This is a genomic window from Arthrobacter sp. Dra40 (assembly GCF_059091905.1).
This window is the reverse complement of sequence record NZ_JBNHHB010000075.1, coordinates 1-23984: the sequence shown is the minus strand read 5'-3', so window position 1 is coordinate 23984 and position 23984 is coordinate 1. Positions and strand designations below refer to the sequence as shown.

Genomic DNA, 23984 nt, shown 5'->3' with positions numbered 1-23984 from the left:
AACGACTACCGCGGCTTCGAATTCACCAAATAGCAGCAAGAACAGCCCCCGTCACTCACCACAATGAATCAGCAAGGCGACCCGGCAGATCAGGCGAATGAGCGGACGGCTGGTCTGCCTTCCCTGTGATCCACATCTAAGCAGATAATTAGCGTGTGATGACTGTTACTATCACGATACGCGTTTATGTCAGCATGCAACCAATGACTACAAAGGAGCGAAATCAATGACGACGGCTCGAATCCTTGATGGAAAGCACATCCTCATTACCGGCGCAGGCCGGGGCCTCGGAGAGGCGTATGCCCGCGCTGCCGTTACAGAGGGCGCCCGGGTAGTGATCTCCGATATCAACGCCGAAAGCGTCGAGGCGGTGGCTGAGTCAATCAACAGGGAGGGCGGCGAAGCTCTGGCCGTCGTGGCCGATGTCACGGATTGGGACAGTTGCGAGCAACTCGTCGCGGCCGCGGTGAGCCGGTTCGGGAAGCTGGACGGCTTGGTCAACAATGCTGGCTACCTGGATCCCGTCACTGCCGGCGAAGAGACGGAGACCCATATTCGCCGCCATATAGACATCAGCGTTTACGGCACCTACTTCATGTCGGTTCATGCGCTTCCAGCGATGGAGGGGCGGGGGTCCATCGTCAACGTGACGTCAGCGGCGCAAGTTGGGCTCCGGATGATGAGCGCGTACGCCGCGGCCAAGGGCGCAGTCGCCTCCCTGACCTTCGCCTGGGCCAATGAGTTCGGCGCCCAAGGCGGGGCCATTCGAGTCAACGCCATGGCGCCCCACGCCGACACACCCATGATGGCGACGGGCACCGCGGCCTACACGAAGTACTTTGGCGGCAACCCGGTTGCACCGCCGCCGTCGTCCAACGCCCCCGTCGTCCTCTACCTGCTGTCCGACCTAAGTGAAGGCGTGAACGGCCAGGTTGTCCGCTTGGCAAACGGGCGCGAACTGATGCTGATGTCCCACCCGACCGTCGTCGATTCCCCGCTCACCCGCGAATCCTGGACACCGCTCGACGTCAGCGCGGCGTTCGATGATGTGCTGCGTGCGAAGATGCAGCCGTACGGCCAGCTGACGTACACGGACACACGTTTTATCGAGCCCGAACTAGTTGAATTTGCGGGAGTGCGTAAGTGAACGAGACAACCGTTCCCGTGAAGCGCAGCGCCGACGTCGTAATTATCGGAGCCGGTCCGGTCGGCCTGACGGCCGCGATCCTCCTGGGCCGGTTCGGCATCGACACGCTGGTGATCGAGCGTCGGACCGAACGATCACGCCACCCCCGGTCGCGAGCCGTCAACGGCCGCACTATGGAGGTGTTTCGCGGCCTCGGTCTTGCGGACGAGGTGCGGGCCGCGGCGCTTCCTGGTGCACCACAGCGCTTCCTCGGCCGTGATGCCGTTTCACCGTGGCGTTCGGTCGTCCCGAGCGTTGAAAGCGCGGACGCACCGGCGGACACCCGCTTAGGTCCAGAGACCCTCAACATGGTTCTGTGCTCCCAGGACGTGCTCGAACCCATTCTGGTGGACGCCGTGAAGGCCGAAGAGACTGTAACGATGCAGCTTGGCAAGACGGTGTCGGGAGTGAAGGACACCGGGAGCGACGTCACTGTGTCGATTACTTCCGACGATGGCGACGTGGAGGTCTCCGCGAAATATGTCATCGCCGCCGACGGCGCGGCCAGCCGAGTGCGCACTGCCTTGGGGATCGGGGTCACGGGTGACCTGAACCTGCAGACGGCGGTGAGTGTGCTGTTCCGCTCACCGGTCATCCGACGCCGTACGTCCGACCCATCGGGCTTCATCTATCTGGATAATCCGGAGACAGTCGGGACCGCCGTGATCGCACCGGTCGACACCGGCGACAGGGTGGCGATGCTCGGACGCCCGCTCATCATGGACGAGATGCCCTTCGAGGACATCGATTGGAAGGCCCAGTTGCACGATGCGATCGGCGATCCCGATGAGGAGATCGAGTTGATCGACGCCAGGACCTGGACGGTGGGGGCTTGGGTCGCGGATCGCTACCGGTCCGGGCGCATCCTGCTGGCGGGAGACGCTGTGCATGTGATGCCTCCGTACGGCGGCTTCAATCAAAACACCGGCATCCAAGACGTTCACAACCTCGCGTGGAAGTTGGCGGCCGTCCTCGAGGGCTGGGCGGATCACGACCTCCTGGCCACCTATGAGCTTGAGCGGCAACCGGTTGCCAAGTTCAATGTCGCCGAAGCGGTTCGTAATTTTCGGTCGATCATTGGAAACGACGACGATGCCCCACGCTCATTCCGACCGGAGAACTTCGAGCACCCAGGGCTGGACATCGGATTCCGCTACGACCAGGGGGCGGTAGCGGGCGTTACAACATCGGATGCCAGCTGGCCGGTAGGAACTTTCGTTCCGACGGCCGCAGTCGGCGAACGAGCACCGCACGTCTGGCTCGACACCGCGGAGACGATGTCGACGCTCGATCTCTTCGGGGATTGTCTCGTCATACTCGCTCGTGCCGGTTCGGAGCCCGCAAAAAAGGCGGTCGAATGCGCGAAGTCCAACGGAATACCGTGCCGCTGGGTCTCGTTCGGGCCGACGGGAGACTTCGTCACCGCTGACGCGGCGTGGGCGGCCGCGTACCAAGTGGCCGGAGACGAAGCGATCCTGGTGCGCCCCGACGGTCATGTGCTCGCCCGCCTAACCACCAGTGATCAGCAGGCCGCGGATCACGCGTTGCTCGTCTACGCCGGCCGCGCCGTTGGCGACTACAGCGGAAATCAAGCCAGAGGGCATGCTGCTCGGGCGACTCTATGACCGGCTATTCGGGCATGCCCATCGGCGGGAACCGGGCGACGGCGGGTGCTGCGACCGCTGAACGGTGTTCGACGCGAATCGGGCTGCCGGCACTACGACCCGAAATGCGAGGCGTTGCCGAGCATTCAGTGAGTATCGGAAAAGTATTGAAACTTGCAAGATGCGAGTATAGGGTTCATATGACGAGAGTCACACTCGTCCCTTAGCCACAGCTGACTACCCGTTTCACCACGAACAAGGAGATTCACAATGGCCGTGACAAAGTTCGAAGACTACAAAGACAAATATGATCACATCAAGCTGGAGCGCGATGCTGATGGCATTCTGCTCGTCCAGCTTCACACGAATGGGAGCGACGTCGAATGGGGTTTGCCGGTTCACGATAACGTCGCCGACGTGTGGCACAACATCGGGAATGACCCGGAAAACCGGGTGATCATCCTGACCGGGTCGGGCGATACCTTCATCGATAAGGAAATTCATATCGATGACCATCACTGGGTCACTTCCGATATCTGGTTCCATCTGCATAAGGAGGCCAAGCATCTGGTGCTCGACCACCTCGCCGTCGAGGTTCCGATGATCGCCGCTGTCAATGGCCCCGCGAGGATGCACAACGAGCAGGCGCTGCTGTGTGACATCGTCATCGCATCCGAAGACGCCGTATTTGGCGATCACGCGCACCTCGCCCAGGGAAACGTACCCGGCGACGGAATGCAGCTTATCTGGCCGCTGGTCATCGGGCTGAACCGCGGCAGGTACTTCCATCTGACCGGCCAGGAGATCACTGCCCAGCAGGCGTACGAATGGGGTGCGGTGAACGAGGTGGTGCCCAAGGACCAGGTCGTCTCCCGAGCCTACGAGCTCGCCCGAATGCTTGCCGCCAAGCCCAAGCTGGCACTGCGGGCAACCCGCATGCTGATGGTGAACGAGCTCAAGAAGGCCATGAATGACGCCGTAAGCCACGGGATGATGATGGAGGGCTTGGCCGCCATGGCAGAAGGAGGCTGGAACCCGACTCCGCTCACTGGTCCGGAACTCGCCGCGAGCTGGTCTCGTGTCGGGATGTCCTCGTAAGGCCAATAAACGGCCAGATGATGCCGCTACGCTGTGGCTGGCACGCCTAGCGGTTGGGAGCCATCCCGGCGGAGAATCGCGATTCAGTCATCGCAGAGGCGGCGACGTCTGTTGCCGCCTCTGCGGTGTCAACCACAGCGAGGAGCTCGCAGCACAAACCTCATCCGTGGCGCAAACGCTTGACACGTCCGGCCAGCGATGACGACTGAGATCAAACCCTGCGTGGGTATTCCGAAGATGATTTTTCTGTCGTAATTCCCTGTCAAGTAGCGCGCTTCTCACACACATTTTCCAATCCACGCGTATCTCGTGGCTACGCCGCCCGTTGAGGAATGGTGCAGTCAAGGGAGTACTGACGTCGCCGCGGCTGATCTCGGTCACGGCCCTGACATATTGTCCGCTCTTTGCCATGAGCAGAACGGCTACGGCGCGACTAGGAATTCATGGAGCGCCCTGTCGCGGCCGCAGCCATTTAAGGCCGGTGGCCATGGAACCTAGTTTGTACAGGAAGGTATGAGATGAATACGAAGTTGGACTTCGATGGCCGAGTGGCGATCGTCAGCGGTGGAGGCCAGGGGCTAGGCCGCGACTATGCGATGACCATGGCTGAGCGAGGAGCTCACGTCGTGGTGAACGACGTTTCAAGGGCTGCCGAGAAGACGGTCAGCGAAATCCTTTCAAACGGTGGCAAGGCTATCGCCGACGCGCACGATGTCACCTTGGACGCGCCAAGTATCGTCCAGACCGCATTGGATGAGTTCGGGCGGCTGGACATTGTCGTGAACAACGCCGGAATCATGCGGGCCGCGCTTTTCGCCGACCAGCCTGTCGATGAGTTCTGGAAGGTGTTCGATGTCTCGTTTCGCGGGACGGTCGAGCTCACTCGGGCGGCGTGGCCGCATCTTGTCTCTTCCGGGACCGGGCGGCTCATCCTGGTGTCTTCCAGTGGAATCCTAGGTGATGCCGGTGAGTCGGCTTATGCCGCCGCGAAAGGTGCGGTCTGGGCCTTTGGCAATGGCCTCGCAGCCGAGGGCAAGCGAGTGGGCGTGCAAGTATCGACGATCATGCCGACAGCATGGACGCCGATGACGGAAGCTTTCTGGGCCGATTTTCCAGAGGTCGCGTCGGCGTTTCGCGACAACATGGGGCCCGAGCATGTTGCGGCCTTCGTTGCGTTCCTGGCCCACCAAGACACCACCGTAGGCGCAGACTTCTACGCAGTTGCCGGCGGGCACGCGAGCCGTCTCGTGGTTAGCGCGCTCCCGCGGGTTTGGGCCGCGGAGAGCACCCCCGAAGGCTGGGCCAAAGCTGCATCTGAACTCGCAACGGACTCAGATGTTTTGACCCCGTATCGCTCCACGACCGAGCACGCGCTCGACGAGGTGATCGCAACCAACCCCGCGGTCGAAGAGACTTTGCGCAGCCTCAACGTCGCCGATTTCGTGGCCTAAACGGCGACGTCCCCAGGCTAGTAACGGACTGAACACCCGCGTCGACGTACTCGCCTCCAACAATGGCGGCACAGGGCACTCGCAACCACAAGTGAACAGTGAGCCCTGGCCACCGCAGATGGGAGCTTGTTGTTGCTTGCCACCCTCACCCTGAAAAATTCCAGCCTTGTATACAGCATCACCGCCCCGGTCGGCTCGGTAGCGGGCAATAACGTTGTCCTCTCTCAACGGGAAGCCATGTTCAGAAGGGAGCCTGCTGAGCCGCTAGGGGCGCGTTGTCGCGATGGCGACCGGCTCGTGACGTCGTCACTTGGTCGTATATAGATAACTTGCAGCCGTCAACTTTGTTGACATTGAGGAGATATGAATGCGTACGATGAAGTCGCGTTTCATGGTGGCCGCCGGGTCTTTGACGGTTTTGCTGGCCATGGCTGGTTGCGCGGGCAACGCCAGTGGGAGCCCGGCAAGTGAGGGTCCCGCGGACACTGTTGCGGTCGATGTCGGCGATGGCAGGAAGGTCGACCTATCGACCAGCCCCAATCTCAAGGTTGCCGTTTTTATGCCGGGAGTGGTCAATGCATACGGACTGACGCAGGAGCGTGCCGCAGAGGAGACGGCCAAAAAGCTCGGTATGGACATGACATTGTTCGACGCCGGCTTTGACTCGCACAGGCAGATCAACCAAATGCAGACCGCGCTGGCGTCCGGGGAGTACGACGCCGCGGTAGTTCAGGCGCTCGATGGCCCGGCGGTGTGCAAGATCGCCACTGAGGATTACCCAGAGGCAAACACCCTTGTGGTTGCTCTGATCACGCCGCTTTGCGAAAAGGGTACGGAACAGACCGGGGAGTCGCTTGAGGAGGTGTGGGCGCCTGGCACACTGAACTTCGTGGGTAGCAACAACATTCTCGCGTACATGGAGGGCTGGTTTGCCGCCGCAGCCGAGGCCAACCCAGGCAAGCAGAACGTCTTGGTGGCTTTGGGGCCGGCAGTCGGCGTGCAGACCAAGGTGGCAGAAGTCGCTCTGGCGAAGTTGGCGAAGGACAACCCCGACTACACGATTGACACGATCTACACCGACTACACGGCGACTGGCGCATATAACCAAGCCCAGACCTACCTGCAAGGCCACCCCGACACAACTCTTATCCTGTCGATCTACACACCTGACATCTCGCAGGGCGTCCTCCAGGCCGCGGAAGATGCCGGCCTTCTTGAGCAGATCAACATCGTTGACCAGGGCTTCGGGGAGTTCCAGATCGAACAGATAGAGGCTGGGAACGTTCAAGCCTCAACATTGCACTTCCCTTATAACGCGATGAAGGTGTCCCTTGAATCCATCGTCGCGGCGCAGGGCGGGAACCCCGGTCCCCGCTTTGTGGATGACTCGCTCATCGGCACTGCGGAGAATCCCTTCGTTGTGACCAAAGAATCGCTGTCCGAACTGCCCGCCGAGTTGCGCTAGCGGAGCTTCTGTTGGGTGTTTCCCGGGCGCCGACCTACTCGACCAAGGCGGTGAACGCGGTTTTCAACCAGGGCCTCTTCCATCAAGGGTTTGGTCCGACACCAATACGAAACCGGGAAGAGGCACCTTCCTCGTTACCGCCGCGCGACGAAGGCTGCATGAGGGCAGATAGCTGGGCACCGGCGGCTTGGCGATACCTCGAGCACGTGGCTAGGAACTACCAACCTGGGCTGAGGCGGCCAGCAGCGTCTTCGTGGCAGCAGTTCGTCCAGGCCGCGTTACTTACACTCGAAAAAGTCTCCGAAACCAGTCCGTCTGAGCCCCGCGGGCGGATTTTGACACTTCGGCGTGGGGCGCCAACTGGTCGAAACCATGGAAGCCACCCGGCCAAACGTGGAGTTCCGCGATTCCACCCGCGCGCCAGATGGCGCTTGCGAATGCCACGTCCTCATCGCGGAATGTCTCTGCGGAGCCCACATCGATGAAGGTTGGCGGAAGGCCGGATAGATCAGCACACCGGGCAGGGGCTGCGTAGTACGGCAAGTCATCGTCGCCGCGAGCTTCCCCAAGCAGCGCTGTCCAGCCAGTTTCGTTCGACGTCCGGTCCCAGATTCCTACGCCGGCCATCTGGCGGGAGGAAAGACTGTCATTCCGATCATCCAGCATGGGGCTCCGTAGGAACTGGCCGAACAGCTCTGGACCGCCACGGTCACGTGCCATCAGCGCCGTAGCGGCGGCCAGCCCCGCTCCCGCGCTGCCACCGGCAATGACAATACGCTCGGCATCGATGTTCAGCTCTTTCGCGTTTTCCGAAGTCCAGACCAATCCCGCATAGCAATCTTCAAGGGGTCCGGGGTAAGGGCTTTCAGGTGCCAGCCTGTACTCGACCGAAACAACGGCCAGTTGCAAATCCCGTGCGATGTTCAACATTGTAGGAATACCCGAGCGATTGTCGCCGAGTATCATTCCGCCGCCGTGAATCCAATAGATCGCCCCCGTCGGGGCAGTCACCCCCTTGGGTCGGCAGATCAACAACGAGATCTCTGGGGCACCTTCCGAGCCGGATACGTTCCGGTCCTCCACCCGAAAAAACCCACCACAAGAGAGGGCCTCATTGGTGAGTGGTTCAGCGCCAGCTGCGGCGCGCACCCGCATTTCCGCGATGTTCTCTAGGCGGTAGGCGTCCGGGGGGAAGGTCCCATTGATCACCGTGAGCGCAGCGTCAAGTTCGGGATCGAACGGCGGGTGGGCTCCAACCTCCGGCGTTGAGGGATGAAAGGCTTGAGACGTCATCGCTAAGACTCCTTTGGATACGCCGGGCTCTCTGCCTGGAGTACTCGATTCTTTGGTCAAGTTATGTTCTGATCAAGGTGTCTGATGGGTCTCCCGAAGCGTGTCCAGGGCTGAGATCCACTGACCCGAGGATTCGGCGGCCGTATGCGAGTTCAGCGCAACAACGATCATCAGGCGCCGCTGAGGGAATGTTCTTTCCGGTCGAAGGGGACAATCTGAGCGTGATCGCCGGTTTTCATCTTCTCGACCCAGTTAGGATCTGCAATTAGGGCTCGGCCGAGGGCGACGACGTCGAACTCGCCCCCTTCGAACTGCTCGGCGAGATACGCAAGGCGTTCCTCGACCGACTCACCAATAATCACAGGAATCTTCTCTGCTGAAGCCCCTGCCCCTCGGAACTCCGTGTTGACGCCAACGGAACCAACGGTAATGACCGCTTTCCCGGTGAGACGTTTGGCCCAGCCCGCGAGGCTTAGGGTCCGGTCATCGTGCGGGAATTCGGGCAGCCAGTGTCGGCGGGTGGAGGAGTGGAATACGTCGACTCCCGCGTCGGCGAGCGGTAGGAGGATCCGCTCAAGTTCTGTGGGAGTCCTCGCGATCTGCTCGTTGTAGCGGTCCGCCTTCCATTGGGAATACCGGAAAATAATCGCAAAATCCTCGCCGACGGCGGAGCGAACGGCTTTCACGACTTCCACGGGCATTGCCATCCGGTCCCCGAATCGGCCTACGCGCTTGTTTGTCCGTTGCCAGATGAATTCGTCGAGGAGGTAGCCGTGAGCCCCGTGGAGCTCAATTCCGTCGAAGCCGATCTGCTTGGCAAGGCCAGCAGCCTCGGAAAAGCTTGCGATGACATCGTCGATTTCGCGAACAGTCATCGGCTCACCGAGCGGCTTGCCATCCAAGTCGATCCCCGACGGCGATTGTGGGGGAACGCCGGGATTCAGGGGTGAAGACGTGCCGCGCAGTGCCCCTACGTGCCACAGCTGGGGGACGATGGCCGCGCCCCCGGAATGAGCGGCAGCCACTACCTTCTGCCAGCCTTCAGCCGTGTGTTTCGTGAAATGCGGCACGGTCCTCTTGTGGCCGGAGGCCTCGCCGCCAATGTAGGTGCCTTCGGTGATTAGCAGCGCGACACCGCCCTCGGCGCGAGCGCGATAGTGGTCGGCATTTTCGCTCGTCGGCATTCCATCGGGCGACATCTCACGGGTCATGGGTGCAAGAGCGAACCGATTGCGCAGACGAAGCGACTTTACTTCGTACGGGGAATACAGTGGCGCCAGGGGGCCCATGGGCGAGGTGCATGTGCGGCTGTCTACAGCTTGTTGCGGATCGATCTTGATCTCCTCGTCGTTCAACCGGCCGAGGCCGACGTTCCACAGCACGGGCAAGAGCCGGCCACGTTGCCCCTGATTGCCACCCATCAAATATAGTCATAATAAGAGCGCAACGTTCGTCATTCTATGGAACCACGACGGGGATGCTCGGTCAATACATGTGATTGCCCGGCTCATGCCCCGTTGGCTTCCTGTCCGGCTTCGCGGTCGGTTTTCGTCTGACCCAGTCGTGACACTTCGGGATGCACCTTCGAAGTCGGTGCGTGCCCTAGGAACGCTATTCTTCTTCGCCGGCCTGAATTCTCGCCCAGCGTTTGGTGGTGGGATGCTCGACGAGCGGGGTAACTGTGATGTCGAGGAACTGGAAGAGGGGAAGGCTGGTCAAGATCTCGTGGAGTTCTTCGTTGTCCTCCACATCCCATACGGCCACTGCAGCGTAGGCTCCTGCCTTGCGCCAGATGTGAAGTTGCTTGCCGTTTCGCCGGGCTTCCATCCCGTAGTCGCTCTCGGCCTTCGACAGCGCTTCCCACGTGCCGGCAGCGAGTGTTTCAGGCTTATTGACTTGTATGTCTACTAGATACAGCATGGATCCACCTCAGATTCGTACCATGATCGCGCGCCTGCCGGTCCTGAAGGCCGGTGCACTGGGTGCTGTCGGCGGCGTGCCGGATTTGTCTTGATATCGGTTCCGCGTCAGATGGCGTGGCCCGTCACGTCACGTTCTCACATATATATCGCGCGATTAAGCCTTACCAGGTAGTCGCCGTAGCCGCCGCCGATTTCCTCAAGGGTGAGGTCTGTGCAGTAGGCCGGGGCCGCTACTTGCTGGCGCCACGAATCTGCAATTGATCCTGCATCGTAGGCGTCAAACCCGGTGTCTTCGACGAGTTGCATCGCCACGGCACGATCGGCGTCTGAATCCGCGGCTACGGGGATGGCGATCCGGCCCGGGTGGCCCGGTTAAGCCGCTTTGCCTCTGAAGGACTCCGCGGTGATCGCATTCCAAGCCTTGGCGATGGGGCGTCCGAGCTGTTCGGAAACCCAAGCGCTCTCAACTTGGCCATTGTCGATTGCCGCGATCTTCCCATCGCGCATTGGGTAGTAGTTCGAGGTGTCGATAACCATCGTCTCGGGTGCGGCGCCTTTCACCAGTGCGGCGATTTCGGGGATGCGGTGCATCGGGACGGAAGTGATGAGGACGTCGACGTCGGCCACGACCTCATCGGCTGGCACCGCCTTCGCTCCGGACGTCAGCAGCGATGGATCTATTGTGCTCGGGCCGCGGGAGTTCGCGACCTTAACATCGTGCCCGCCCTTGCTCAACCGTTGCGTGAGGGTGGCGCCGATGGATCCGGCACCAAGGATTCCGATTCTCATAAGTCATTCCTTCGCTTAGGTGGGACGTCTAGATAGAGCCTCCGAAATCCGTCTGGGGGCTCGGAGCAGTGGCGGGTGCACCGCGCCCCGCGAGCGCCCCGTAGCACTCATAATACGCACGTTACGATAACGACATCAGAAACATGAAACTTTTCGTTGACGGATCCTCGCGCCGCCCAGTAATCTCGGCGTAGTCCCACGGTCGCTGAGGAAGAGCGCACAACACATCAGATGCATTCCGGCCGATGATTACGGCCCAAGAAACCCAGGAGAACCATGCGTACAACAAAGTCGCGAGTCGTGCTTGCTGCTGGATCGATGGCGGTGTGGCTGGCCATGGCCGGTTGCGCGGGAAACGCCAGCGGTAACCCGGCAAGTGAGGGCTCCTCTGACACCGTCGCAGTCGATGTCGGCAATGACATTGCAGTCAATCTATCCACCAAGCCCGGCCTCAAGGTGGCCGTTTTTATCCCGGGCGTGGCCAATGAATTCGGCCTGGAGCAGGAACGCGGGGCGAAGGAAGCTGCCGCGGCGCTGGACATGGACATGACCCTGTTCGACGCGGGCTATGACCCGAACAACCAGCTCAACCAAATGCAGACTGCAATGACCTCCGGAAACTTCGACGCCGCGGTAGTAATGGCCCTCGACGGCGTGATGTCATGCAAACTCCTCACCGAGGATTTCCCTAAGGCAAACATCCTTGTGTCAGTTTCATCTGCGAATCTGTGCCAGGACGGCACCGATCCGGAAGGTATGTCGACTGACAAGGTCTGGTCGCCGGGCACTCTGAACTACGTGGGTAGCAACAACACCCGCGAGTACGCAAACGGCTGGATCGCCGCGGCAGCAGAGGCAAACCCAGGCAAGCAGAAGGTCCTCGCTGTTCTTGGCCCGGCGACCAACACGCAAACGCGCGTTTTAGAAGCCGCAATGAAACAGTTCGAGCAGGACAACCCCGACTATACGTTTGAACCGCTCTACACCGACTGGACGACGCCTGACGCGTACAACCAGACTCAGACCTACCTGCAAGGGCATCCGGACACCACCGTGATCATGTCTGCGTCCTCGCCTGACATCACACAGGGCGTCGTCCAAGCTGTGAACGAGGCTGACCTGGACGGCAAGATCAACATCGTGGACCAGGGTCTGGGCGACTACCAAATGGAACAGATAGAGGCCGGGAATGTCCAACTCTCGACGCTGCTCTTCCCTTACCACGGGATGAAGCTAAACCTGGAGTCCATCGCCGCCGCGCAGAGCGGGGACCCGGGCCTTCGCTACGTGGATGATTCGCTCATTGGCACTGCCGAGAAACCCTTCGCGGTCACGAAAGAAACGATCTCCGAACTGCCCTCCGAACTACGCTGACGCCGCAGTTCACCAAGACTAAAGAGCCGGGGCGACGTTCACTCGAACGTCGCTCCGGCAAAGATAGAAGGAAGTACTGGCAATGGAGCGTTCGCAATCGGACCCCACTATCGCCGTCGCACTTAAAGCGGTATCCAAGACCTACGGGGCCACGCGCGCCTTGATCGATGTCGACGTGGAGATCCACGAAGGAACAGTGCACGCACTTATCGGTGAGAACGGAGCCGGCAAGTCCACAGCGATGGGCACTATCGCTGGTCGCGTCGACTTCGACGAGGGGGGCGTCGAAGTCTTCGGCCAACCGCTTGAACCGGGGAATCTTCGGGCCGCGCGTCGCAGCGGCGTGTCTGCCATCTACCAGGAACTCACGATCGTCCCGCATCTGGATGCAGCGGCGAATGTTTTTCTTGGATCCGTCCTGTCCCGGTTCGGAGTCCTCTCCGACAACGAGATGCGTCGTAGATACGTCGAGTTGTGCGACGAGTTGGAGGTCAAGGCCCTTCCTGCCGGGGTGCCTGTGGGCACCTTCTCTGTAGCAGAGCAGCAGTTGCTCGAGATCATGCGCTCCCTCGTGACCGACCCTCGCGTGATCCTCTTCGACGAACCGAGCGCGTCGCTTGCCGTCGAGGAGCGGGAGGCGCTCTATAGCGCGATCGAAGGGCTACGCAAGCGCGGCGTCACTATCGGGATCGTGAGCCACAATTTTGACGAAATCGAACGGCTCGCCGACCGAATAACGGTTTTTCGGAATGGCCGAGCCGTTAACACGAGCAGTCGGGGGGAGAAGTCGCGCGCCGAACTGGTGCGCGCGATGCTCGGTGAGCAGCGAGCCGACCAGACCCTGGGCCGCGAGCTGATGGGGAAGCCGGTCGATGCACACGAGAGCCTCCATAAACCGGGCCTCGCGCCGGTCCTTGAAGTGGTCGGCCTAACAGTTCCCGGGGTCATCGAGAACATCGACCTGGAGGTAAAGCCGGGGGAGATACTGGGCATCGCTGGTCTTGTAGGTTCCGGCCGCTCGACGTTGTTGAGGGCGATTGCCGGTGCAGAACCCACTGCACGAGGCGTCATCCGCCTGTCCGGAGCCGAGTCGGCTTGGCCGCGAACGGTCCGCGCCGCACGAAAACTGGGTATCGGGTTGATTCCCGAAGATCGTAAGGGCGAGGGGCTAGTGATGACTCGCAACGCAGCGGATAACGTTGCGCTGTCGAATCTTGGCGGCGTCTCATCAGGTGGGGTGATTGCACGAAAGAAGCTCCGTGCAATGGTCGGCGAGGCAGCAGCCAGTCTGAACTTCCCGGTGGCCCGACTCGGCGAACGCAGCGACAGGTTTTCTGGCGGCAATCAGCAGAAGTTGCTGATGGCACGGTGGCTGTACGATCGCCCGCGAGTGCTCCTCGCCGACGAGCCGACACGCGGTATAGACGTCGGCGCGAAGGGGGAACTCCTTGAGGCTCTACGGGCGATGGCTGCGGATGGGGTAGGCGTGATCGTGGTCTCATCCGAGCTCGAGGAAGTGCTCGCGGTATCCGACCGGGTGCTCGTCGTCGCTAAGGGCCAAAGTATGGGTTTGATGGAGCGAACTAGCGACCACCCGATCGCAATGGAAGACGTACTGCAAGCCGCATTTGGATTAAAGGAAAACGCATGAGCACCACGACTAACAAACCCCCGACTGACACCGCCAAGGGCGGGTTCAAACTGTCCGGCGGTCTGAATATGAAGACAAAGAATGGGCTCAATCTGCGGGAGAGAGCATCGAGCCTCGGAATGGTTTGGGTGCTCATCCTTCTCGTCATTGCGGCAATCATTCTCAACCCCCGCTTCCTAAACCCGGGCAACCTGGTCAACCTGCTGAGCCAGAACGCTCCCGTCGGCATTATCGCCGTGGGGATGACGTTCATTATGATCGCAGGCGGTTTTGACCTTTCGGTGGCAGCAGTGCTGGCTATCGGCGGAGTGTCCTACGCAACTTTGTCCCACATGATGCCCGCGGGTCCCGCGATTCTCATTACGCTGATGATCGGAGCCGCTCTCGGCCTGATCAATGGCTTCCTCATCACGAAGGCGAAAGTGAATGCCTTCATAGCGACCCTCGCGACCGCCTCATTGTTCAGCGGCCTCACCTTGCTGTACACGAACTCCAAACCGGTTCCCATGGCCGCAGGCGGCTACGGTTTTCTCGCCGACGAAAAATTCCTCGGAGCACCCCTCTCCGTCTGGTTACTTGCGATCCTGATTGCAGCAGGATGGTTCGTACTTTCCAAGACCGTCTACGGGCGCGGGATCTATGCGATCGGCGGTAACAACGAAGCCGCCCGACTGGCAGGACTGCCGGTGACCGCCCTGCGGGCAAGCACCTTCGCGCTGACGTCGATGCTCGCCGCGCTAGCAGGAATTGTGTTGGCGTCCGTGATTGGTGTCGGACAGCCGGGCGTGGCGGTGAACGTCACTCTTAACTCGATCGCGATCGTGATTATCGGCGGGACTTCATTGCTCGGTGGAGAAGGCGCCATGTGGCGCACGCTCGTCGGGCTCCTGATCTTTGCGGTTATCAACAACGTCTTCGACATCCTTGCATTTCCACAGTCAATGCAGGAGGTCGCTCTCGGCGTGATCGTGATCGCCGCGGTAGCGCTCGACGCATACACGCGTTCACGCAAGAGGTCCGGCGAGGCCTAATACGGCTGGTCCAACCAGTAAATGAATATGGACGAGAGTCAACCACCCAAGAAAGCCGGGCCGTTCATTGGCCCGAAATAGATAGGATCAAATAAATGTCACTGACAGATGCACAGTTGACTGAGTTGTACGATAAGCAGGCACTCCACGACAACCTGATGCTGTATGTGCGGGGCGCGGACCGGCACGACCGCGAGCTCATGCTGTCGACATACTGGCCAGATTCGTTCGATGACCACGGTGCCTACGTAGGTGATGGCCCGGGCTGGGCTGATGCCGCCATGGCCTGGGAAGATCAGATCCACAGTTGCAGCCACCACGTCACCAATGTCCTGTCCGAGATCGACGGCAATCGGGCCAAGCGCGAGAGCATGTTCATCTGCGTTGTCCCGTTCAAAGATCCCGAAGTCACTATGTTCCAAGCCGGCCGCTACCGCGACCTGTGCGAAAAGCGGGACGGCGTGTGGAAGATCCTCCACCGCACCTGCGTCTGGGACTGGATCGACGTCCGGCCGATCAACTCGGACTGGGACATCGTCAACGTACCTCGCGTCTCCCACTGGGGAGCCTGGCGTACAGAAGACCCGATCTACAAGGACTGGATCGAAAGTCTACCCACCGAATACTCCAGGTAGTCCCCAGTCGTAGATTTCACCGGCTGCGAGGATCCAGCGTCTCGATTCCCAGCGTCGAGCGCGTCCTCACGAGGTAGCGGTCTACCGAGCCTTCGTTGCTATCTTCGGGGTTCAGACCAGTGGGAATTATCAGGTCAGTGGCTCCGCCGAGGTCTTCCTGGCGGAGCCACTGCAACAGCTGGAGCGCCGGGCCGCCGATGCGGACACCGCTCAATCGACGGCAACGGGGACCGCGCGATGCAACCTTGACCCACTTCCTATCGGAATGGCGTCTACTGAGTTAACTGCAAGGCGCCCCTGTTAACCGACGGGAGCTGGGAGATTGATGGCAACTGCAAACGCGGCGCACGGAGGGCGAAACAGCTGCAATCAAGGCGATGGGCCGCACAGGCAGCCGAAGAGCTAGGAATATCCGAACCGCCTAGCGCGTCGGGCCCATTCTGGCGCATCAACGGCCTCCATGATGGGAGTGTAAGCGCCCCCGGCCGATTCGCCCTCTAGTAGTTCCCCACGTTCTAGGCGGACCAGGTTTTCGCGAAAACCTGCGACCGCTCCATTCACCGTGTTGATCACCAGCAACATTTTCACGCCGGCCGCTTCGAGTTCCCGACGCTCCTCCAAAGTCGGATTCTTCACGGTCACCATCACATACTGGCCGGGGACGATTGCCGCGAGCTTGGGTAGATCGAGAAGCGGGTAGCCGCACGGATAGAGCATGTCGGCGCCGGCAGCAGAGTAGGCAACCATACGCTCGGCGAGATCTTCGAAGCCAAAACGGCTCGCATCCGAACGTGCGACGATCACGGTGTCCGGGGACGTACGGGCTTCTGAGCAGGCCCGGATGATTTCGCTCATTTCGTCGACACTGCGCAGCTTCAATTGCGGCTTCCAGCGCTCCCCATCGTCTTTGCGGGTCCAGAAGTGCTTTGTTGCGGGCACCATGTCCTCGACGAGGAGGGCGGCAACGCCTGCTTGCTCGGCAAGCTGGACGCCCCGGAACGCTTGTAGCGGCGATCCTCCTGCATCATCGAAGTCAAGAATAAGCGGAAGATCGGTCGCCGCGGTGATTCGACGGCCGGCTTCGATCAGTTCGCCTTGGGAGATGAAACCGTTATCGGGAACGCCGTAGTGAAAGTTCGAGTAGGTGCCACCGGCAATCAGCACGACGTCGAAACCAGCTTGCTCGACCAGCTTCGCGGAGAGCGCGTCATATGCTCCGGGGGCGATGATCATCTTGGAGTCCGCGAGCAGCTCGCGGAGTCGTTGCGCGGGTTTCATTCCCGTTTCCCTTCATTTCATAGGAGGACGTGGTCCGAACCAAAGGTTGACCGGATGGAGCCGTGCAAGCTAGTAATGATCATACTACGATATGTACATTCATACTTTGATAATCGCCGACTGTGCAAGCCAGCCCGAGCGGATTGGTCCTATCAGTAAGACGCCCGAAGGAGGAAACGTATGAAACAGGCCGGGCCCGGAGCGGACGCAAGCAGTAACGCGGACGACGAAAGCGTTCAAGTCATTAGCTCGGGAGGGGTGCGCGTCATCACGATCGCACGTCCTCAAAAGCGTAATGCGATTGATCGACGAACCGCCATCGCGCTTGCAGCTGCCTTCGATGCCTTCGACGCGGACGAGTCTTCGAGCATCGCGATCCTCACCGGGGCTGGCGGGTACTTCTCGGCAGGGGCCGATCTCGTATCGGTCGCTAAAGGTGATATCCCGGTCCTGGAAGGACGCGGGTTTGCAGGCATCACCCGCCGTCCCCCGGCGAAGCCTGTCATCGCGGCCGTCGAAGGGTTTGCCTACGCGGGCGGCTTCGAGCTGGCCCTCGCGTGCGACCTGATCGTGGCCAGCGCTAGTGCATCCTTCGCTTTGCCCGAGGCAAAGCGGGGACTCATCGCGGCTGGCGGCGGGCTGCTCCGCCTACCGGATCGCATCCCCTATCACCTCGCCATGGAGATGGCGCTGCTTGGCGAGCCGATCACGGCGGAACGTCTCGCCGACCTTGGTCTCGTCAATAGGCTTACGGACCCGGGCAAGGCGCTCGATGTAGCGCTTGAACTCGCGGGAAAAATTCAGCTAAGCGGGCCAGACGCAACGAGGGCCACCAAGCGCATCATCATTGAGTCGCGGTATGCGACTACGGAAACCCGCTTCGCTGAGCAGGAGAGCATCGTCGCTCCGTTGCGGAGCGGGCCGGAAGCGCGTGAGGGTGCCCTCGCTTTCGTGGAGCGGCGCGAGCCGGCCTGGGCCGCCGCCGCGCAAGACACAACTGTGAGGCCTGGAGATCTGAAGTAGATAACCTTCTGGGAACGCACATCGCAGAAGTGCTACCGGCCAAGCTGCGGATCCCTGTGCTCCGGCCATTGCCGGGAAGTCGTTTCCGGCAGCGTAGGCCTGATGAATGCGGGTGAGCCACACGCGCCGTACAACCCGCAATAGAACGAACTCTGACGCGGCTTCCTATCTAGTTGGCGTTCATCGCCATGTCGGTCCGGTGCCGCATGCTCTTAGCGTTATTCCTAATGAGGATCGGCAGCGAAACCGACGCACCGACATCGAAGGAGATCCGGTGGGTTTCCCAATGTCTCTGGGAAAGCCGTAGCGCTCGGAAGGCTCGAACGCATCGCAGCGGACGACTTCCCCGATCGCCGCGAGATCAGCCCATTGGCGCTTACAAATGAAAGGCAAGCAATGCCCGCAAACTACCAGAAATTGCACTTCGGACCTGCGCGTTCAGAGCTTCATGTCGGCGTTGATGTGGATCGAATGCGCCGTGAGCGTGCTGATCGAATGCGTTCACTTATGCGTGAAAGGGGTATACCCGCACTCCTGCTCACGGGTGCGGACAATGTCCGCTATCTGACGGGATTTTGGTGGGGTGAATTTTCGCTCCAAGTTGGCTACGCATTGTTCTTCGCAGAGGACGAACCCATTGTGTTCTCACCAGCGGGGTCCCTTCAGCAAATGCCTGACCAGGCACCATGGATTTCGCAGTGGCGCCCAGCCATCTCCTGGCTTGGCGGCGTAGCACCCAGTTCGGCCATCGCCGAACTGTCGGCCGCGTTCGCTGCCCAGATTCGCGAGGAACTCGCCGCACGTTCGCTCACCGGCGAGCGATTGGCAGTCAGCGAGATCGATCAGGCCGGCCTGGCGGCGCTGGCGGATGTCGGAATCGAAACACTCCCGGGGCTCCCCTTGTTGCTCGAATGCTCAACGATCAAGACAGCTGATGAAATCGCCTGCATCTCGATGGCGGCGAGCTTGAGCAACGCGGGATTTGAGACCACACGGTCGGCGCTGAGGCCCGGAGTCAAGCAGGCCCAGATTGCCACCATGGCCCGTCGTGCGATCGAAGATACCGGCGCAGAGGTCGGAGCGGCGCGGCTGTTGTCCGGGCCGCTGTCGTTCCCGCGGGGGATCAGTGGTGGAGATCGTATCGTTGAGCACGGTGACCTCGCCTACCTACTGACCTGCGGCACTTCCTACATGGGGTACACAGCGTGCCTGTACCGTCAGTATGTCGTCGGCCGCCCCCCGACTCCAGCTGAGCGGTCATCATACACACGACTCACGGATCGTTTGGATCTCGCGATGTCGCTGATGAAACCGGGTGCCAGCACAGCGGACGTGGCTGCAGTACTTGCACCAGCGGAAGACCTGGGTTTTGCGTCTGAGGCAGAATGCTTCAGCATCGAACTCGGGCACGGGATTGGCTTGGTAAACGCGGGGTCGCGGGCCATCCACTACAACCCTCCGGTCATCACTCGCGCGTGGTCGCTTGATCACCCCGAGGAGATTCAGGAAGGCATGGTGATCGCCATCGAGGGAATTGAAGGGGAGCACCGGGTCGGAGGTGTCCGCCTGGAGAACCTCGTCGTCATCACTGCAGATGGTGCGGAGCTGCTCGACCACTACCCACGCGAGGAGATGGTGCAAACCGCGGGATAAAGACCCACCTCGAGCTCGATCGATTTGAAGCGAAGCGGATGGACTAAGGGCGACTGGGCTCCGACGCCAGCATGTCATTGCTCCGCGAACGGCGAGTGTGCTTCGAGAAAGCAAGCCGGGGGAGTTCCCCTTCATCACTGCACTACTTTTGGCCAATTTTCTAATGCATTGGAGCGTGACGAACATGAACTACCAACCCCTGATCGATGTCGACGACGTGATTACGGATCCTTCGGTTGTTGATCCTGAATATCCCCCAGAGCATTTCGTCACTCATTTCCGCAGCCACGGTGATGTGGTGCATGCCAGTCTGTGGATCGCTCAAGGAAAACAACCCAAGGGCATGCTCGTGCTCGCTCCCCAAATGTACGGTGGGGACCGACTGGAGAGCCTGATCATCCCATTGATGAACTCCGGCATTAGCGTGCTGACATTCCAGCCACGGGGCATGTGGGACGGCAACGGTCAGCACACATTGGTCAGTGCCGTGGAGGATGTGAACTCCGCTGTTGAGTTCCTCCGCACTGCCGACGAACGAGGCCAGCGCACACCTAGCGGCGCAGGATACCGCGTTGATCCTTCAAAGATCGGGGTCTTTGGGCTCAGCGGAGGCGGCGGCAACGTTGCGATGGCGTCCTGCGCCGAGAACGACGACGTTGCCTTCGCGATCGCCATAGCTCCGCAAAACCTCGAGCTCATACGTGATCCAGCGTGGCTTGACCAGCCTGGGAATTCCGCGTCGATGGCTGAGGTCAAGGCAGAGACGGCAGGTCGTGTAGACATGCCGAAGATGCTCCGCGGCATGCGGGAAGAAGACTTCGACCGCTTCAGCATCATTGCTCTCGCTCCGCGCCTGACCCGCAAGAAGATGCTCTTGGTGGGCGCGGCCCACGATGCCACCGGGCCTGTGGAGTACCACCACGTTCCGATCGCCAAGGCCCTTCAGGAAGCAGGCGCCGCCGGCCTCACCGAGGTCATCTTGGACACTGACCATCTCTTCTTGACCAAGCGTGTGGCCCTCGCTCGACTCGTGGTTTCGTGGCTGCGGGCTGAGCTCGATCTGTGAGGCGAGACAGAAAAAGAGGGACACCCGCCCCGACCCCGAGTACTTCCCTATGGCACCCGCAGCCCGCCTTGGGAACGGGATGACTGGAATCAGGGTACGCCGCCGTTCAATGCCTAGGGTTTTCACCGCCGAGCCAAAGCCGCGAACAACCGGCAAAGCTGGATTTGGCGCATTTTCGTAATTGACTGGCGTCGCTTCCCATCCCGGTCGCGTGCTGCCCGCTCTTAGCGTTATTCCTGAACGAGATGACGTAGAAACCGACGCAGGACAAAGACAGCGATCCGAACCGGTAACGGGCCGGCGGTTAGTGGCACAGGGCTCGTTCCGGCACAGACCCGACGCGGTGCCACGGTGCCCCCGCGTTCAACAATGACCCCAGCGACTGCTGGGCCAAACCAAGGATGGTCAATGATGACACGATCCACATTGGTCGACTCTCGTATCGGCCGCAACACATCGATAGTTGCGCTACTTCTGCTCAGCGGCGTAACACTCGACATCCAGTGGGGCACCCTGTCCCCGCTGGCCGGGACGATTGCGACAGAATCAGGGCTGTCGGGATCGGAAGTCGGCTGGGTCTTCAACGCGATGATGGTCGGAAGTGCCATCTCCGTGAGCCTCACCGCCCGCATGGGCGACATTTACGGACACCGTAAGGTCCTCATCGCACTCACCGTCCTGGGAATGATGGGATCGGTTTTAGCAGCGACCGCCAACGGTTTTTGGCCTCTGGTGGCGGGCCGATTCCTCTTAGGTGTGGCTATCACCATCCCACTGAGCTGGGGGCTCCTGCGTCCGCGCGCTACCGCACGTCAGATCCGACTCGTTTCGTTAGCCCTCACTCTTGTGTTGTCAATCTTCACACCGCTCGCACTAGTTGTCGGCGGCTTCATCGTGGAATTGGGATTGCCGTGGCAAAGCGTCTTTTGGGTGAGCTTCGCTCTGTATGCAGTGCTGCTGATCCTCGCCCTCGTCTCATCTGAGACGCCCGCAGCCGCACGTGCTGTCGTTCGGATGGACTGGTTCGGCGCCCTAGGACTCGGAATTTGGGTCACGGCACTGCTGGTCGGAATTAGTGAAGGTCCGGGTTTGGGCTGGACGTCACCGATCGTGCTCGGCTCGTTTCTTGTGAGCGTATTGGCATTGGCTGTGTGGGTCGTCCAGCAGCGAAAAGCGCAGGAGCCACTGATGTCGTTCCGCGACATGGACCGCCGCCAGGCTCTCATCGGATTTTCCGGGATCCTCTTGATCAGCATTGTTGGCCAGGGCATGTTCATCGCACTGCCGGCACTGCTGCAAACCCCGACCTCTTCAGGGTTCGGGCATGGTCTGTCTCCCCTTGAATCTTCATACGTGCTGATCGCGCTGATTCCCGGCGCAGCACTGGGATATCTCTGGACACGGTGGGGCCTGAATCGATTGGGTCCGAAGATCGTCATGGTCGTTTCCGGAGCCGCTGGGATCGTCGTCTACCTCGGTCTCGCGTTCGCGCACGACTCGGTGTGGATGGCCTATGTCTGGACGTTCCTATACGCCCTGACGATTCTAAGCTGCGTAACCGCCGCGTACGCACTTGTTGCCTCGGCCGGGCGTCAGGACAACATGGCGACGACGATCGGGATGCAAAGCATCGTTCAGTTCGCCGGGTCGACGGTACCCGTCGCGATTGTGTTGAACGTGCTGGTGCCTGGCGCCGATGGATTCATTCCAGAGGCAAAGTTCGTTGGCATCTACGTCGCTTTCGCCCTGGTTATTGCCGTGTTCGTCATTGTGTGGGCTGTCTTTGCACCGAAACGTGTCACTGATCGACACGCAGTCGATACAGAGACCAATCCCGCAATGGTCCATGCTGCCCCTTAAAAGGGCTAAGAGCTGATCTCGGCAGCGCGGGAGGCAGAACGGAAGTCTCTGCCTCCCGGGACCCGTAAAGCAGAACGGGCACCTACGGGAACATTTTGGGCTAAAACGACAACCAGACGACGAATGACCGATCTCCTAGCCATCCAGCGGTGTAAGTCCCGGGCAGAGACAACTGAATATGACCGACTTACCCAACTAACGAAGCGAAGGTATGACCTATGAAAATCGGGATTCTCGGTGCCGGATCAATCGGTGCCACCCTCACCCAGCGACTGAGCGGGGCCGGACACGATGTTAGGTTAGCGAACTCGCGCGGCCCAAGCACAATTGATCCATCGCTGCTGACCTCCGGGGCGAAGGCCGCCCGAGCGGACGAGGTCGTGATTGACGTAGACGTCCTCATCACCTCCATCCCGCTCCACCGCATTCCTGAAATCGCGTCACTGGTAAAGAACGCTTCATCCAACACGGTAGTCATCGACACCTCGAACTACTACCCGATGCGTGACGGGGACATTGCGGCAATCAACGATGGCCAGGTCGAGAGTGTCTGGGTCTCTGAACAGCTCGGGCGTCCGATCGCCAAGGCTTGGAATGCGATCACCGCCGAGTCCTTTGCGAACAAAGCAACTGAGCCGGGTGCCCCTGAAAGGATCGCGATTCCCGTCGCCGCAGACCGAGATGCCGACCGCACCGTGGCGATGCAGCTCGTCGAGGACACCGGCTTTGACGCGTACGACGCGGGAGCAATTGCCGATTCGTGGCGCCAACAGGTCGCAGCGCCTGCATATTGCACCGACCTAAGTCGTGAAGAGATGCCCGCCGCCCTCGCCTCGGCGGAGAAGGACCGGCTGCCCGGGCGCCGCGACGTTGCGATGGCCGTCATCCTCGAGAGGACTCAAGGCGGCACGACCGTGGGCGTCGACGGCATGGGCGACTACCTGGTTCGACTCAACCGCGCAATATACGCGTGAGTAGGTGATTGCCGAGCTGGGCGGGGCGAATAGATCTCACTGATCGACCAACGTTGATCAGTGAGATCGGCCCAACTGGATGGGTTCGTGATCCTGCGACGGGTCTACGCCGAACGGTAGGACGGATCGGCGGCCTGCTTGGGCGGCGGACCCGTCGATCGATTCTAGACGCCGAAGGCTGCTGGGGGGGGCCCTTGATCTGCCGAGCCTGGTGCTGTGTTCCGCCCATGCGCTTGAACGCCTAGTAACTGACCACGGACGTTATGACACACGTGGCGTGGCCGGAACGGTTCCAGGTCACGGTGACGACCACCGCGGTTCGTTGGGTAAACCGCTACGCCAGTTCGGCGAGACCGGATGGAGGGCCGGTCCAGCCGTTCGAACCGCAGTCCGCGCAGGACTCTAGGCCGCAGTCCAACGGCAAGGTTGGGCACTGGTACCCGCGCTGCCGTGTTGGTGTCCCCTCCCGCGCGGCCTGGTTGCGAGATGGACCGACTGAGCGCCGCCGGAGGAATCAGCGCTGCCAGTATCGGTTTCGAGGGCTCGTGGGCGACGTTCAAGCGGTGAGCGGTGAGTCGAGACGGCTCGGCTGTACGGGCTATTTGGTGAATTCGAAGCCGCGGTAGTCGTC

20 protein-coding genes are annotated in these 23984 nt (G+C 60.6%); 14 read left to right on the top strand and 6 right to left on the bottom strand.

Features of this window, described 5'->3' with window-relative positions; all coding sequences use genetic code 11:
* The first annotated feature begins 226 nt into the window (after positions 1-226).
* From AC5RWT_RS22240 to AC5RWT_RS22220, 5 genes are all read left to right on the top strand, one after another.
* Positions 227-1147 carry an SDR family NAD(P)-dependent oxidoreductase gene (locus AC5RWT_RS22240; RefSeq protein ID WP_493973046.1) on the top strand — a complete coding sequence of 307 codons (921 nt, stop codon included), beginning with the start codon at positions 227-229 and terminating at the stop codon, positions 1145-1147.
* Positions 1144-2811: an FAD-dependent monooxygenase gene (locus AC5RWT_RS22235; RefSeq protein ID WP_494082045.1), complete on the top strand. Its 1668-nt coding sequence runs from the start codon at positions 1144-1146 to the stop codon at positions 2809-2811. The genes AC5RWT_RS22240 and AC5RWT_RS22235 overlap by 4 nt, the downstream gene beginning before the upstream one ends.
* A 249-nt stretch (positions 2812-3060) precedes the next feature.
* Positions 3061-3888: an enoyl-CoA hydratase/isomerase family protein gene (locus tag AC5RWT_RS22230; RefSeq protein WP_493957969.1), complete on the top strand. Its 828-nt coding sequence runs from the start codon at positions 3061-3063 to the stop codon at positions 3886-3888.
* A gap of 518 nt (positions 3889-4406) precedes the next feature.
* Positions 4407-5339 (top strand): SDR family NAD(P)-dependent oxidoreductase, encoded by a 933-nt coding sequence (locus AC5RWT_RS22225; protein ID WP_494082044.1) that lies wholly within the window; start codon positions 4407-4409, stop codon positions 5337-5339.
* A 367-nt stretch (positions 5340-5706) separates the two neighbouring features.
* Positions 5707-6804, top strand: coding sequence for a sugar ABC transporter substrate-binding protein (locus AC5RWT_RS22220; RefSeq protein ID WP_493973043.1), 1098 nt, complete (start codon positions 5707-5709; stop codon positions 6802-6804).
* Between the two features lie 282 nt (positions 6805-7086).
* Here AC5RWT_RS22220 and AC5RWT_RS22215 read toward each other — a convergent pair whose 3' ends face one another.
* From AC5RWT_RS22215 to AC5RWT_RS22195, 5 genes are all read right to left on the bottom strand, one after another.
* On the bottom strand, positions 7087-8097 hold the full coding sequence (locus AC5RWT_RS22215; RefSeq protein WP_494082043.1) for an alpha/beta hydrolase: 1011 nt from the start codon (positions 8095-8097) through the stop codon (positions 7087-7089).
* A 170-nt stretch (positions 8098-8267) separates the two neighbouring features.
* Positions 8268-9518 (bottom strand): oxidoreductase, encoded by a 1251-nt coding sequence (locus AC5RWT_RS22210; RefSeq protein ID WP_494082042.1) that lies wholly within the window; start codon positions 9516-9518, stop codon positions 8268-8270.
* A 190-nt stretch (positions 9519-9708) separates the two neighbouring features.
* A complete protein-coding gene (locus AC5RWT_RS22205; RefSeq protein ID WP_493973040.1) occupies positions 9709-10017 on the bottom strand; it encodes a muconolactone Delta-isomerase in 309 nt (102 codons plus the stop codon).
* 137 nt (positions 10018-10154) lie between these two features.
* Positions 10155-10331: a hypothetical protein gene (locus AC5RWT_RS22200; protein WP_493973039.1), complete on the bottom strand. Its 177-nt coding sequence runs from the start codon at positions 10329-10331 to the stop codon at positions 10155-10157.
* Between the two features lie 60 nt (positions 10332-10391).
* The gene (locus tag AC5RWT_RS22195) at positions 10392-10808 is read right to left on the bottom strand and encodes an NADPH-dependent F420 reductase (RefSeq protein ID WP_494082041.1); all 417 of its coding nucleotides are present in this window, start codon (positions 10806-10808) and stop codon (positions 10392-10394) included.
* Positions 10809-11084: 276 nt separating this feature from the next.
* Here AC5RWT_RS22195 and AC5RWT_RS22190 point away from each other — a divergent pair, with 276 nt between their 5' ends.
* The 4 genes from AC5RWT_RS22190 to AC5RWT_RS22175 all read left to right on the top strand — a co-directional run bounded on the left by AC5RWT_RS22190 (position 11085) and on the right by AC5RWT_RS22175 (position 15499).
* The gene (locus tag AC5RWT_RS22190; protein WP_494082040.1) at positions 11085-12182 is read left to right on the top strand and encodes a sugar ABC transporter substrate-binding protein; all 1098 of its coding nucleotides are present in this window, start codon (positions 11085-11087) and stop codon (positions 12180-12182) included.
* Between the two features lie 82 nt (positions 12183-12264).
* Positions 12265-13833 carry a sugar ABC transporter ATP-binding protein gene (locus AC5RWT_RS22185; RefSeq protein ID WP_493973036.1) on the top strand — a complete coding sequence of 523 codons (1569 nt, stop codon included), beginning with the start codon at positions 12265-12267 and terminating at the stop codon, positions 13831-13833.
* Positions 13830-14864 carry an ABC transporter permease gene (locus AC5RWT_RS22180; protein ID WP_493973035.1) on the top strand — a complete coding sequence of 345 codons (1035 nt, stop codon included), beginning with the start codon at positions 13830-13832 and terminating at the stop codon, positions 14862-14864. The genes AC5RWT_RS22185 and AC5RWT_RS22180 overlap by 4 nt, the downstream gene beginning before the upstream one ends.
* 95 nt (positions 14865-14959) lie before the next feature.
* Positions 14960-15499 carry a nuclear transport factor 2 family protein gene (locus AC5RWT_RS22175; RefSeq protein WP_493973034.1) on the top strand — a complete coding sequence of 180 codons (540 nt, stop codon included), beginning with the start codon at positions 14960-14962 and terminating at the stop codon, positions 15497-15499.
* Between the two features lie 402 nt (positions 15500-15901).
* Here AC5RWT_RS22175 and AC5RWT_RS22170 read toward each other — a convergent pair whose 3' ends face one another.
* Complete coding sequence (locus AC5RWT_RS22170) at positions 15902-16777, bottom strand: isocitrate lyase/PEP mutase family protein (protein WP_493973033.1); 876 nt, start codon at positions 16775-16777, stop codon at positions 15902-15904.
* Between the two features lie 180 nt (positions 16778-16957).
* On the opposite strand from AC5RWT_RS22170, the gene AC5RWT_RS22165 reads away from it, so the two are divergent.
* The 5 genes from AC5RWT_RS22165 to AC5RWT_RS22145 all read left to right on the top strand — a co-directional run bounded on the left by AC5RWT_RS22165 (position 16958) and on the right by AC5RWT_RS22145 (position 23353).
* Positions 16958-17800: a crotonase/enoyl-CoA hydratase family protein gene (locus AC5RWT_RS22165; RefSeq protein WP_493973032.1), complete on the top strand. Its 843-nt coding sequence runs from the start codon at positions 16958-16960 to the stop codon at positions 17798-17800.
* A gap of 396 nt (positions 17801-18196) precedes the next feature.
* Positions 18197-19453: a M24 family metallopeptidase gene (locus AC5RWT_RS22160; protein WP_493973031.1), complete on the top strand. Its 1257-nt coding sequence runs from the start codon at positions 18197-18199 to the stop codon at positions 19451-19453.
* A 184-nt stretch (positions 19454-19637) separates the two neighbouring features.
* Complete coding sequence (locus AC5RWT_RS22155; protein WP_494082039.1) at positions 19638-20519, top strand: alpha/beta hydrolase family protein; 882 nt, start codon at positions 19638-19640, stop codon at positions 20517-20519.
* A gap of 408 nt (positions 20520-20927) precedes the next feature.
* On the top strand, positions 20928-22379 hold the full coding sequence (locus AC5RWT_RS22150; protein ID WP_493973029.1) for an MFS transporter: 1452 nt from the start codon (positions 20928-20930) through the stop codon (positions 22377-22379).
* A 218-nt stretch (positions 22380-22597) separates the two neighbouring features.
* The gene (locus tag AC5RWT_RS22145) at positions 22598-23353 is read left to right on the top strand and encodes an NADPH-dependent F420 reductase (protein WP_493973028.1); all 756 of its coding nucleotides are present in this window, start codon (positions 22598-22600) and stop codon (positions 23351-23353) included.
* Positions 23354-23984: the final 631 nt, after the last annotated feature.

What these genes read in the sequence shown, in the direction of transcription:
- AC5RWT_RS22170 (WP_493973033.1), bottom strand. Translation starts at nt 16,777, where the DNA reads ATGAAACCCGCGCAACGACTCCGCGAGCTGCTCGCGGACTCCAAGATG.
- AC5RWT_RS22195 (WP_494082041.1), bottom strand. Translation starts at nt 10,808, where the DNA reads ATGAGAATCGGAATCCTTGGTGCCGGATCCATCGGCGCCACCCTCACG.
- AC5RWT_RS22205 (WP_493973040.1), bottom strand. Translation starts at nt 10,017, where the DNA reads ATGCTGTATCTAGTAGACATACAAGTCAATAAGCCTGAAACACTCGCT.
- AC5RWT_RS22215 (WP_494082043.1), bottom strand. Translation starts at nt 8,097, where the DNA reads ATGACGTCTCAAGCCTTTCATCCCTCAACGCCGGAGGTTGGAGCCCAC.
- AC5RWT_RS22160 (WP_493973031.1), top strand. Translation starts at nt 18,197, where the DNA reads ATGCCCGCAAACTACCAGAAATTGCACTTCGGACCTGCGCGTTCAGAG.
- AC5RWT_RS22185 (WP_493973036.1), top strand. Translation starts at nt 12,265, where the DNA reads ATGGAGCGTTCGCAATCGGACCCCACTATCGCCGTCGCACTTAAAGCG.
- AC5RWT_RS22175 (WP_493973034.1), top strand. Translation starts at nt 14,960, where the DNA reads ATGTCACTGACAGATGCACAGTTGACTGAGTTGTACGATAAGCAGGCA.
- AC5RWT_RS22220 (WP_493973043.1), top strand. Translation starts at nt 5,707, where the DNA reads ATGCGTACGATGAAGTCGCGTTTCATGGTGGCCGCCGGGTCTTTGACG.
- AC5RWT_RS22145 (WP_493973028.1), top strand. Translation starts at nt 22,598, where the DNA reads ATGAAAATCGGGATTCTCGGTGCCGGATCAATCGGTGCCACCCTCACC.
- AC5RWT_RS22190 (WP_494082040.1), top strand. Translation starts at nt 11,085, where the DNA reads ATGCGTACAACAAAGTCGCGAGTCGTGCTTGCTGCTGGATCGATGGCG.
- AC5RWT_RS22240 (WP_493973046.1), top strand. Translation starts at nt 227, where the DNA reads ATGACGACGGCTCGAATCCTTGATGGAAAGCACATCCTCATTACCGGC.
- AC5RWT_RS22155 (WP_494082039.1), top strand. Translation starts at nt 19,638, where the DNA reads ATGAACTACCAACCCCTGATCGATGTCGACGACGTGATTACGGATCCT.
- AC5RWT_RS22165 (WP_493973032.1), top strand. Translation starts at nt 16,958, where the DNA reads ATGAAACAGGCCGGGCCCGGAGCGGACGCAAGCAGTAACGCGGACGAC.
- AC5RWT_RS22230 (WP_493957969.1), top strand. Translation starts at nt 3,061, where the DNA reads ATGGCCGTGACAAAGTTCGAAGACTACAAAGACAAATATGATCACATC.
- AC5RWT_RS22150 (WP_493973029.1), top strand. Translation starts at nt 20,928, where the DNA reads ATGATGACACGATCCACATTGGTCGACTCTCGTATCGGCCGCAACACA.
- AC5RWT_RS22180 (WP_493973035.1), top strand. Translation starts at nt 13,830, where the DNA reads ATGAGCACCACGACTAACAAACCCCCGACTGACACCGCCAAGGGCGGG.
- AC5RWT_RS22210 (WP_494082042.1), bottom strand. Translation starts at nt 9,518, where the DNA reads ATGGGTGGCAATCAGGGGCAACGTGGCCGGCTCTTGCCCGTGCTGTGG.
- AC5RWT_RS22225 (WP_494082044.1), top strand. Translation starts at nt 4,407, where the DNA reads ATGAATACGAAGTTGGACTTCGATGGCCGAGTGGCGATCGTCAGCGGT.